This window comes from Pseudomonas retamae (assembly GCF_043496865.1).
In the GTDB taxonomy this organism is placed as follows: domain Bacteria; phylum Pseudomonadota; class Gammaproteobacteria; order Pseudomonadales; family Pseudomonadaceae; genus Aquipseudomonas; species Aquipseudomonas retamae.
In genome coordinates this window covers 553851-565815 of the sequence record NZ_JBIEIL010000001.1, presented here as the reverse complement: position 1 = coordinate 565815, position 11965 = coordinate 553851, and the positions used below count along the sequence as shown (strand labels likewise).

General features: G+C 56.9%; 7 protein-coding genes. 3 read left to right on the top strand and 4 right to left on the bottom strand.

The window, feature by feature from the left end; all coding sequences use genetic code 11:
* Positions 1 to 86: 86 nt before the first annotated feature.
* Positions 87 to 1019: a sugar kinase gene (locus ACGSLL_RS02345; RefSeq protein WP_394502765.1), complete on the top strand. Its 933-nt coding sequence runs from the start codon at positions 87 to 89 to the stop codon at positions 1017 to 1019.
* 186 nt (positions 1020 to 1205) lie between these two features.
* On the opposite strand, the gene ACGSLL_RS02340 is transcribed toward ACGSLL_RS02345, so the two are convergent.
* The gene (locus ACGSLL_RS02340) at positions 1206 to 1481 is read right to left on the bottom strand and encodes a peptidylprolyl isomerase (protein ID WP_007912322.1); all 276 of its coding nucleotides are present in this window, start codon (positions 1479 to 1481) and stop codon (positions 1206 to 1208) included.
* A gap of 50 nt (positions 1482 to 1531) precedes the next feature.
* Positions 1532 to 4069: a PAS domain-containing hybrid sensor histidine kinase/response regulator gene (locus ACGSLL_RS02335; RefSeq protein ID WP_394502762.1), complete on the bottom strand. Its 2538-nt coding sequence runs from the start codon at positions 4067 to 4069 to the stop codon at positions 1532 to 1534.
* Between the two features lie 114 nt (positions 4070 to 4183).
* On the opposite strand from ACGSLL_RS02335, the gene ACGSLL_RS02330 reads away from it, so the two are divergent.
* On the top strand, positions 4184 to 5290 hold the full coding sequence (locus tag ACGSLL_RS02330; protein ID WP_394503084.1) for a PilT/PilU family type 4a pilus ATPase: 1107 nt from the start codon (positions 4184 to 4186) through the stop codon (positions 5288 to 5290).
* A gap of 143 nt (positions 5291 to 5433) precedes the next feature.
* The gene (locus tag ACGSLL_RS02325; RefSeq protein ID WP_394502760.1) at positions 5434 to 9114 is read left to right on the top strand and encodes a hypothetical protein; all 3681 of its coding nucleotides are present in this window, start codon (positions 5434 to 5436) and stop codon (positions 9112 to 9114) included.
* Positions 9115 to 9161: 47 nt separating this feature from the next.
* Here the strand turns inward: ACGSLL_RS02325 and ACGSLL_RS02320 are convergent, their stop codons facing one another.
* Both ACGSLL_RS02320 and hbdH read right to left on the bottom strand, forming a co-directional pair.
* A complete protein-coding gene (locus tag ACGSLL_RS02320; RefSeq protein ID WP_394502758.1) occupies positions 9162 to 11117 on the bottom strand; it encodes an acetoacetate--CoA ligase in 1956 nt (651 codons plus the stop codon).
* Positions 11118 to 11188: 71 nt separating this feature from the next.
* A complete protein-coding gene (hbdH, locus tag ACGSLL_RS02315) occupies positions 11189 to 11962 on the bottom strand; it encodes a 3-hydroxybutyrate dehydrogenase (protein WP_394502756.1) in 774 nt (257 codons plus the stop codon).
* Positions 11963 to 11965: the final 3 nt, after the last annotated feature.

Here is an 11965-nt window from a genome sequence, read left to right as displayed (position 1 = left end):
CACAGAGGATCGTATTCCCATTGTGGGAGCGAGCCTGCTCGCGAAGGCGTCCGAACCAACACCTCCGAATCATCAGAGACACCACTATGAACACCTTAAGCCCCCTGGGCCCGAACACCCCGCGCATCGCCCTGATCGGCGAATGCATGATCGAACTGCAGCAGCGCGCCGACGGCAGCCTGCAGCAGAGCTTCGGCGGCGACACCCTGAACACCGCGGTGTACCTGTCCCGCGCCATGGGCAATAAGGCCAAAGTCGACTACGTCACCGCATTGGGCGACGACAGTTTCAGCGACGCCATGTGCCGCATCTGGGCTGGCGAAGGCATCCGTCTCGATCTGGTCCAGCGCCTGCCCGGTCGTCTGCCGGGTCTGTATTGCATTCAGACCGACGCCAACGGTGAGCGACGTTTTCTGTACTGGCGCAACGAAGCCGCCGTCCGCGAGTGCTTCACCACACCGGCCGCCGAACCGGTGCTGGCGGCGTTGCCCGATTATGACGTGCTGTATTTCAGCGGTATTACCCTCGCTGTACTCGGTGCAAAGGGCCGGGAAAGACTGATCGAAACCCTGATCAATGCGCGGCAGAACGATGCGCGCATCGTCTTCGACAACAACTACCGGCCGCGGCTGTGGGCCTCTGTCGAAGAGGCACGAGCGGCGTATCGCAGTATTTTGCCTTACGTTGATCTGGCGTTATTGACGGTGGATGACGAGCAGGCGCTGTTCGGCTTCCCGGACTGCGCTGAAGTGTTTACTGCCTACGCGCAGATCGGCACGCCAGAGGTAGTGCTCAAGCGCGGCGCCGAGGCTTGTCTGATTCGCTGCGAGGGTGAGGCATTCGAAGTGCCGGCGCAGAAGGTCGAGACAGTGGTGGATACCACCGCGGCGGGGGATTCGTTCAGTGCGGCGTATCTGGCCAGCCGTTTGTCCGGTGGCAGTCCTGTGGAAGCGGCGCAGGCTGGGCATCTGCTGGCGAGCCGGGTAATTCAGGTGCCGGGGGCTTTGATTCCGAAATAATCGTTTGAATGGCCGCTTGCTGCGCAATCGGTTCGCGAGCAGGCTCGCTCCCACAGGGGACCGCATTTCAGCCTCCACAGGGACTGCATTTCAGTGTCCAGAAGCAATGCATCACACCTAACACAGGTGGAATGCATTTCAACTGTGGGAGCGAGCCTGCTCGCGAAGAGGCCCGCAAGCCAACCACTAATCCCGGTAAAACACCTGCACCAGGTGATAACCAAATTTGCTCTTGATCGGCCCATGCACCGTACGCAGGGGCTTCTTGAAGATCACCGCATCAATCGCACCGACCATCTGCCCCGGTCGCACTTCGCCCAGATCGCCGCCGCGTTTGCCCGACGGGCAGGTGGAAAATTTCTTCGCCAGCACGTCGAACGCCTCACCCTTGGCGATGCGTTGTTTGAGCTGTTCGGCCTCTTCGGCGGTTTTCACCAGAATGTGGCGGGCTTGGGCTTTCATCGGGCGGTCCTGATAACGGGGTGACGGCGGGGCGCGGATTATGCCTCAAGTCACAGGGTTTGGCTGGTCATCGTGCGGATCTTGCTGGCCAGCAACTCGACCGCGAACGGTTTGGCGACCATGTCCATGCCATCCTCGAGAAAGCCCTGGCGCTCGGCGGCTTTCTGCGCGTAGCCAGTCATGAACAGCACCTTGAGGCCCGGCCGATGCTGACGGGCAATCTCCGCCAGCTGCCGGCCGTTCATGCCCGGCAAGCCGACATCGGTGACCAGCAGGTCCACGCGGCGGCTGGATTCGAGCAGGGGCAGGGCGGATTTCGCGTCGACAGCTTCGTAGGTTTGATACCCCAGCTCCCGGAGCAGATCGAGTACCAGCATGCGCACCGCCGGGTCGTCTTCGACCACCATCACGGTTTCCCCGGTGGCGATGGTCGGCGTTTGCTCAAGGGCAGGTTGCGTGGCTTGTTGCGCTTCAACGCCGTGCAGGCGCGGCAGATACAAACGCACGCAAGTGCCCTGGCCCGGCAAGCTGTCGAGGCTGACATGCCCACCGGATTGCTGGGCAAAACCATAAATCATCGACAACCCCAGGCCGGTGCCCTGGCCGATCGGCTTGGTGGTGAAAAACGGATCGAACGCTTTGGCGCGCACCGAGGGGGTCATGCCGGTGCCGTTATCGCTGACCGCCAGCATCAGGTAGTCGCCCGCTTTTACCGGTTCAAGCGTGGTGATGTCGCTGCCGTCGAGATAGACGTTGGCGGTCTCGATCAGCAACTCGCCGCCATCGGGCATCGCATCGCGGGCGTTGATCACCAGGTTGAGCAGGGCGTTTTCCAGTTGGCTGACGTCGGTGCTGACCGGCCACACCCCAGCGGTCAGTTGCAGTTTGAGTTCGATCGGATCGCCCTTGGTCCGGCGGATCAGATCCTCCAGCGATAGCACCAGCACATTGACGTCGAGGGTTTTGCGGTCCAGCGACTGGCGCCGCGAGAACGCCAGCAAGCGGTGAGTCAGTGCCGCCGCGCGGTTGGCCGAAGACACCGCCGCTTCGGTGAACCGCCCGATTTCGTCAGCCCGGCCGTTGGCAATGTAGCGCTGCATCAAGTCGAGGCTGCCGATGATCCCGGTGAGCATGTTGTTGAAGTCGTGGGCGATGCCACCGGTGAGCTGACCGACCGCTTCCATTTTCTGTGCATGGCGCAGGGCATCTTCAGCGCGCTCGCGTTCGAACATTTCGCTCTGCAAACGCTGATTGGCCAACGCCAGTTGCTCGGTGCGGGCGCTGACGCGTTCCTCAAGGGTTTCGTTGAGGTTGCGCAGGGCCTCTTCGGTTTTCTTGCGCTCGGTCTCGTCGATCACAAAGATATAGAAACCGTTGACCGCGCCGTCGGCGCCATAACGCGGCAGATAATTCATCAGCGCGTGGCGGCTGCTGCCGTCGCGGTGCGGCGTATACAGGCTGAAGGAACATGGCCGGCCCGCCAGCGCTTCGGCAATGTACGGCAGGCGCAGGAAATACGCCTCCTCACCAATCACCTCGCGGATCGTTTTCCCGTACAGCTCCTGTGGCGTGAGGCCGTACCAGTCCAGATAAGCCGCGTTGTTCAAGCGGAAGCGTTCTTCGCGATCGACGTAGCTGATCAGGATCGGCATGGCGTTGATGATCAGTTGCAGCTCGGTCTGACTCTGGCGCAATGCCTGTTCGGTGTGCTTGCGCTCGGTCAGGTCCAGCGCCGCACCGAGGAAGCGCGTCGGCCGGCCATGGTGATCCTTGTAACAGCGCCCGCGCGCAAACACCCAGCGCACCTCGCCGTCACTCTGCTGCAAGCGATATTCCTCGGCGTATTCGGTGCCGTGGGTGATGCAGTGTTTGATGCTGCGCGCAACCATGGCGCGGTCTTCGGGATGCACGCCTTGCAGGTAGTCGCTGATCGGCAATTGCCGGGCCTGTGCGGGATCGACCCCGTGCAGCTGAGCGAAATGCGCATCGGCGATAAAGCGGTCTTCGCCGATGTTCCAGTCCCAGGTGCCGACCGCGTCGGTGGCAGCCAGGGCCAGTTGCAGGCGCTCTTCGGTTTCACGTTGTGCCTGCAGGCTTTCTTCTGAGCGGCGCTGTAGCTCTAGCGCAACGCGGCGGCGCTCATTGGTTTCAATGGCGGTGACGAGAATCCCGGCGACTTGCGCGGATTCGTCGCGAATCGGGCTGTAGGTCAGATCAAGCCAGAAGTCGCTGTCCTTGCCGTCACGCTGCAAAGTGAAGCGGCGTTCGCTGTAGGTGCGTACCTGACCCTGCAGGACGGCAGAATAAATCGGGTCGGTAAAGTCGCGAAGCTCCGGCCAGACCTCATGCGCCGGCTGCCCGAAAGCCTGCGGATGCTTCTGCCCGGCAAGCATGGCAAAACCGTTGTTGTAGATCTGCGTTAGCTGCGGGCCCCACAGCAACACCATGGGCATGGGCGAGTGAATGACGATGTCGACCGCGGTGCGCAGGCTCTGCGGCCAGGTTTCGGCAGCGCCCAACGGGCCGCGACTCCAGTCGGTGCGGGTGAGCAGTGCCTGGGCATCATCGGGAATCGGTACAGCGTTCATTACATCGGTCCTGAGCATGGTTCGGTGAGGCGGCGTCTATCATTGTTGCAAACAGGCGTGCGTCAGGTGCAGGCCAATTTCTGTTCATTGAATGCTTCGCGGGTGATTTTTGCCATGGAAATCGATGCACTGTTAGCAATTTTGTCCAATAAAAACGGCTCAGACCTGTTTCTTTCAACAGGTGCAGCGCCCAGCGCGCGGATTGACGGCGTGCTCACGCCGTTGAGTGATCAGCCGTTCAAACTCGGCGATACCGCCGCCATCGCCGCCTCACTGATGGACGCCGAGCAGCAACGGGAGTTCGACCGGGATCTGGAAATGAACCTGGCAATCTCCCGAACGGGCATCGGCCGCTTTCGGGTCAACATTTTCAAGCAGCGCAACGACGTGTCGATCGTCATTCGTAACGTCAAACTGGATATCCCGCGGTTCGCCGATCTGAAGCTGCCGCCAGTGCTGCTCGACACCATCATGCTCAAGCATGGGCTGATTCTGTTCGTCGGCGCGACCAACTCGGGCAAATCGACCTCTCTGGCTGCACTCATCGATCATCGCAACCGCCATAGCACCGGGCACATCATCACCATCGAAGACCCGATCGAGTACATCCATCGGCATCAGCGCTCGATCGTCAATCAGCGAGAGGTCGGCGTCGATACTCGCAGTTTTCACGCGGCGTTGAAAAATACCTTGCGCCAAGCGCCGGATGTGGTGCTGATCGGCGAAATCCGCGACCGCGAAACCATGGAGCATGCCCTGGCGTTTGCCGATACCGGGCATCTGGTGTTGTCGACGCTGCATGCCACCAACGCCAATCAGGCGCTGGACCGAATCATCAATATGTTCCCGGAAGAGCGGCGGCCGCAGTTGTTGCATGCGCTTGGTAATAATCTGAAAGCCTTTGTCTCGCAGCGCTTGGTGCGCACTATTGATGGACATCGAAGAGCGGCGGTGGAGGTGCTTCTGGGGACACCAACAGTGGCGGACCTTATTCGTCAAAATGAACTTGGCGAACTAAAAAACATGATGGAAAAATCCGAAGATGCAGGAATGCAGACATTCGACTTTGCCCTCTACAAACTGGTTGAAGAGGGCGTTATCGATGTTGGCGAAGCATTGAAAAATGCTGATTCACTGAATAATTTAAGATTGCGAATCAAACTGGGTTCAGGCGATAAAAGACAAGAAGCCGCACCGGGAGAATGGGGCTTGATGGAATAATATCTGTTAGCGGAACACGTTTTTTTTCTTCCGATTTGTTGATTCGGAAACGTGAGCTAATAAACGTCTAATTGATTGATGTGCTGTTCTGTTTAAAGTTTGGTTAGCCATGTTGGCCTATAAAACTAAAACAGGATGAGTTGATGAAAATCAGAAATGATAACGCTGTAAGCTCGGTGATTGCCGCGCAAGACAGCAAGTTGTGTATTCAAGGCGACCAAACAGAGCGTGCAAAGATGACGTCGGTGCTCTACGCGTTGTATAAGGCGCGAAGAAGTGCCGTGCTGGTAAGCATGGATTCAATTACGTTGACCTTGCATGAGGGGTCATCGTTTTATTATATGCATAAGCCGCTCAGCAAAAAATTATCAGACTTGTTAAGTTCTTTCCATCCTGACGCGGAAGCAATCGTCACCCACGCTGGACTGGATCTTTGGCTGAATGACGGAAGTCCCGCTGAAACATTGCAACAGAAAATACAGGCTGATCCAGAAGCACAGTCGATCCTTAAAAAAATCATGCAAGCTGCACAGCTCACTGGCGGAGCTGTACGCTCGGTGGCAGACGAGGCCAGCTATGCCCAATGGTTGCAGTTCCATGGGCTGATTATCCCGGCCAGCGTCGAACAACTGGAGCAGTTGCTGAATTTTCTGCAATGGGAGTTTCGTGATCGTGAGCGCATCGACGAATATTGGCAACAAATAAACGGCCATAGTGGCGGCTCAGCTACATTGACCGAAGTGCAGTGCCAGGAAATTCGCGCATTGACCGCAAAATTTATTCCCGCAAACAAGAGTCTGCTGACGGTGCTGTATGAAAACGTCAAGCCGGTTTTACACGATGTTGTCGGTCCGGAAAACGCTGATGACATCCTGAACCAGATCACCCATCACGATTTTTCTTTTCAATTGGCGAAAAAATACATCGATGCCTTGGGATGGTGGGGCTCCGGCGCTGACGAAGTATGTAGTGGGGACGATTACGCCCAGGTTCTCTACACCGCAATTCTTATTCAGCTCGATCCGTTAATTGCTGAGAAGAAACGGCGCAATGTGATCGCCGGGTACGATCTCTATCATCCTGCGGTTGCTGCAGACAAGAAACTGCACGTCATACGAGAGGAGTTTGAAAGGCATCTGATTCGGCAAGGTACAGTCTCCCAGAGGCTAGCCCCTCTGGCGTCACACATGCTGTTATCGTGCGCAGCGCCAGGTCTGTTGATCAGTAACGTTCCGGAATGGCTCACCGCTGGCTCTATCGGTTGGGTCACTTTTTCTCAAGCGGTTGGCATGATTGAGTTGAGCGCCAAGGGGGCTTCACGTTTTGTGGACTACGAGGACGTCATGCTATTCGCCGATATGGGGTCCATCAGCCAGGCCCTGGGTGAACTACAAAGCCTGTCGGCGATTGATGTCATCATTGACTGGGCACTAATCAACGAAGTGATCGCCCATCATGATCTGGAGACTTCCACGACCGCAGCCGCCCAAACCGCTTTGCAGGCTTATCAAAGTCATGTGGGAACGATGGTCAACGGAGTGAAGGCTTTTTCCACGCCAGTACCCAATCGCAAGAAACTGGCGATGGCGGCGCTAAAACAAGTAATGCCTGACTGCGATTTTCTTGAAGAACCGCTGCTGCGCCCAGAACCATTTTCCAGTCTCAGGCAATCCATGCTGGATTTGCACATTCAAGGTGAACTGACTTCTGGAGTATGGGACTGGAATGAAAAGCCTCACATTCTTAGCCGATATCCACAGTTGATGGGTTTGGCTAATAATCAGACGATATTTAAAGCTGATGTGCGTAAGTATCACGGAGATATTCATCGGGCGATAGCTTCGAATATCAAACTCGCCTTGTCCGGAATACCTCGCCAGGATCGCGATATTATCGCTCGAAGCAAAATCACTTTCTTCACTGTGCGTGCACCGGTCACTGAGCTGGTTTACCCATCCAGCAATTACAATCTGATCGGTGTAGCAAACAAGGGGCCTACCTCAGTTGAAGTGCAATCCAAAAAAGATCAGGCAATAGGCCGCTTTGCTGTAATCATGATCGCTTCGTATGAGGGTGGAATACTTTGCTATGAATTATTCAGTCTCTTGGGTGAGTGTCGAAGAAACGACGCTCTGGGGGAGCTGATCATTGAAACGCAAAAAATGAACATGCCTTCGCGGCTGGACTTTAAAGGCAGTCCCAATGATGCTGTTTTTCCACTGCCTGCAACCCACCGAGTTCCAACTGATTTTCAAAGCTATACGCAAGGGTCACGTCCGCGTCCTGATGCGTCCGATATCATGGTCATAGAGAAACTGGGAGTGATTCCTGCGCCTGTGACCGCTGCACAGGAAAAACAAAGCCTCTATCAATTTTTCATGAGCGAGCCGATAAATAACATCGCGCAATTTGTGGTAACCCACCGACCCGTTGGAAGCGTGGAAGAGTTGACTATGGCCTTCACCGAGCTGACGGAGCGAGAGTCGATCGTTAAAAAAACAGAGGAGTGGGTAACATTTACCATTGATCTGCTGGTGCCTTTCAAGAGATGCATCGAGGATATTGCTTCCGGTGAACGTAACAAAGTCGTTGACGGTATCTACGCTTGTACGATGGATGCTATCGGCATCTTCTTCACGGTGTTGGGTGCGCCTGCAAAGATTCTGACCATAGCAGCAAGGACGGTTTCACTGACATCGAAGCTTGCCAGCGTGGTGAAATATTCATTGAAGCTGACAGTGTCTACGTTTAACCCTGTCGATGGCTTGCCAACAGCCGGGTATCTGGCTACCAAGTCACTTTTGAAAAGCGGGCTCGGGTTGACCAGAGAGGGTGTCAGGCTTTTTGACAAGGCTACCTCTCAGTTGCACAGACTGACCGGCAGACGCCAATCCGTAGACTTTATTCAACTGGCGAGTCTACCCCAAACTGGCCAGGGCAAATGGCGACCTCGTGCTGATGCGCTCGACGTATTTAGCGTATGCGCGCTGAACAGGAAAGATCAGTGGTACGCGATCAGCAGTCGGGGGACGCCTTGGGGCAAAAAACTGGCGAATTTCCAGTTCCAGCACACGTATTCTCTGCCTAGCGTCCGTTCTGAGAGTTACACACAACACATCATTAAAAATAGTTTGCCCATTGTCCGGAGTAAGATTGACGCGGCTGAAAAAGTGCTGGGGTATTCACAGCTGAATACCAAGACCGACCTTGCAATAGGTTTGTTTTTAGGCACTACTGCAAAAGGACGAGATGACTTTTCGATACTTTTGCGGGCCATCAGATTGAATGTCTACGATACTTCGTTGAGCAATTTTTTTCTGGATGTCGCAAAAGTTGACGAGCATACCGTTGATGTCATCCAAAGCCAGTACAGTGAGTGGAAGAATGCCGGTTTGCATGAGCGAGGAGAAATTCAATACCTGAACATCAATAGTCAGAATCTCAATCGCCGCTTCAATGATGCCGGCTTCAATTATGGTGAGGTCGCAGATGACCTGCTCCATGAAATGTTTCGTGCAGGTTCTGGCAAGACTGATCTGGTGGCTGCCAAGGCGCGGTTGCACAATCGAGTTCCTATGTTGGATGTGGCGCCGTTGTTGAATTTGGCAGCAGGACGCCTACCGAAATCGGGAGGAGGGTTCCACAGTGCTGCCGAAGCTCGCTCGAACGCGGATTCCCTTGCGCTTCTGACTGCTCTGCTGAGTCTGGTGGAAACAGACCTCGCCGCTTATTTCAGAAATATGGAAGTCCTGAAAGCCGCGGTCGCGGGCAATCCTGATCGCACTATAACTGGTGAGGTTTTGATTGAACTGAACACCGATTGATTTGCGTAAATTGCACTTGAGCGAGCCACTGTCTCACCCGGCCGTGCTCATTCATTGAGCTCCGGCCGATCCCGAAACTGCTCCAGCGCTTCGGGATTGGCCAGCGCATCGGTGTTCTTCACCGGCCGCCCATGCACCACTTCGCGCACCGCCAGTTCGACAATCTTGCCGCTGATGGTGCGCGGAATGTCGGTCACCGCAACGATCTTCGCCGGTACATGTCTTGGGGTGGTATTGGCGCGGATCACTTGGCGGATGCGCTGTTCGAGGTCTTCGTCCAGTTGCAGCCCTCCACGCAATCTCACGAACAACACGACCCGCACGTCATCCTGCCACTGCTGGCCGATGGCGACGCTGTCCATTATTTCGCTGAGCTTTTCGACCTGACGGTAGATCTCCGCCGTGCCGATGCGCACGCCGCCGGGGTTGAGCACAGCATCCGAACGCCCGTGTATCAACATCGCGCCGTGTGACGTTTGCTCGGCGTAATCGCCTTGTGCCCAGACACCGGGAAACAGGCTGAAATACGATTGGCGCAGCTTTGTCCCGTCCGGGTCGTTCCACAAACCGATCGGCATGGCCGGGAAATGCCGGGTGCAGACCAGTTCACCTTTCTCGCCAATGACCGCTTGGCCAGCCTCGTTCCAGACCTCGACTGCCATGCCCAGGCTTTTGCCCATGATTTCACCGCGTCTTACCGGCGACAGCGGATTGCCGTTGACGAAGCACGAGACAATATCGGTGCCGCCGGACATCGACGCCAGACACACATCGCTTTTGATCGCGCGGTAGACGTAATCGTAGCTTTGCGGCGACAGCGCCGAGCCGGTGCACAGCAGGGTTTTCAGGCTGCCCAGGTCATGGCTGTCGCGCGGGCGGGCACCGCTGCTTTCCAGAGTGGCGAGAAATTTCGGGCTGGTGCCGAACACGCTGATGTGCTCATCGTCGATCAAGTCGAGCAAGCGCTGGTGATCCGGTTGAAACGGCGAGCCGTCATAGAGCACCACCGCACTGCCGACTGCCAGTGCAGAGACCAGCCAGTTCCACATCATCCAGCCGCACGTTGTGTAATAAAACAGCCGGTCGCCGGGGCCGAGATCGCAATGCAGACCGTGTTCCTTGACGTGTTGCAGGAGCACGCCGCCGGTGCTGTGGACGATGCATTTCGGCACGCCGGTGGTGCCACTCGAATACAACACGTACAACGGATGGTTGAACGGCACCGGCACGAAATGCGCTTCGCCGCCCGCTGCGTAGAAGTCTTCCCACGCGCTCACTGCAGCTTGTGTCTGGTACACCTCTATGCGCGCTTGTGGATCGGCGTAGGGGACGATGATCAATTGTTTGAGCGTCGGCAGCTGTTCGAGGATGCCGTTGATCTTGTCGGTCTGGTCGATGGTCTTGCCGGCGTAGCGGTAAGCGGCGCACGTCAGCAGCACCTTCGGTTCAATCTGGCCGAAACGGTCGATGACCCCGTGAGTGCCGAAGTCCGGCGAGGAACACGACCAGATCGCCCCGAGGCTGGTGGTCGCAAGCATCGCCACCAGCGTTTGCCAGGTATTGGGCATGCACGCCGCGACCCGGTCACCGAGGCCCACGCCGGCCGCCTGTAAACTGGCCTGGAAACCGGCGACATGCTCGGCCAGTTCGGCCCAGGTCAATTGCTCGCGCTGACCGTTCTCCGCCACGCTGATCACCGCTACGGCGTCGTCGCGACGACGCAGCAAGTGTTCGGCGAAGTTCAGCGTTGCGCCGGGAAACCATTCGGCGCTGGGCATCTGCGCGCCTTCGCGCAGTACTGTGTCGGGCTGGGTATGGAAGCGGATATCGAAAAAATCGACAATTGCCTGCCAGAAATCCGCACGCTGCTCGATGCTCCATTGGTGCAGGGCAGAGTAGTCGTGAATGCTTAGATCGTGGCGTTGATTGATAGCACGGCGAAACGCATCCATGCGTGACTGGGCGATACGGTTGGCGTCGGGTTGCCAGAGGATGTCGGACATTGCTTGCCTCTTTTTATCGAATTGATGGAGCTCCCTGTGGGAGCGAGCCTGCTCGCTCCACAGAGGCGGCGTTATTGCGCGAGCCAGCCGCCATCGATATTCCACGCCGCGCCACGCACTTGACTGCCGGCCTCGCTGCACAGAAACAACACCAGCTCGCCCAGATGCTGCGGTGTGACGAATTCCAGTGACGGTTGCTTCTCGGCCAGCAAGTCATGCTGCGCCTGCTGCGGATCGACACCTTTGGCGGCACGATCGTCGATCTGCTTCTGCACCAGCGGCGTCAGCACCCAGCCCGGGCAAATGGCGTTGCAAGTCACGTTGCTGGTAGCGGTTTCCAGGCCGACCACTTTGGTCAGGCCGATCACGCCGTGCTTGGCCGCCACGTACGCTGCTTTACCGGTCGAACCGACCTGGCCGTGTACCGAGGCGATATTGATGATCCGTCCCCAGTTTTTGCGGCGCATGCCCGGCAGGCTCAGGCGGGTACTGTGGAACACCGAGGACAGGTTGATGGCGATGATCGAGTCCCAACGCTCGACCGGAAACTCCTCGACCGCCGCGACATGCTGAATGCCGGCGTTGTTGACCAGGATATCCACGCCGCCGAACTCGCGCTCGGCGTAGGCGATCATCTCGGCAATTTGCGCGGGGTCACTGACATCCGCCGGATGGTGGCCGACCTTGCCACCAAACTGGCCGACTTCGGCAATCACTGCCGACGCATCGCCAAAGCCGTTGAGAATCAGATTGGCGCCAGCCTTGGCCAGGCTGATTGCGATGCCCAGGCCAATGCCGCTGGTGGAACCGGTAACCAGTGCGGTCTTGCCGGAAAGAGTCGTCATGAG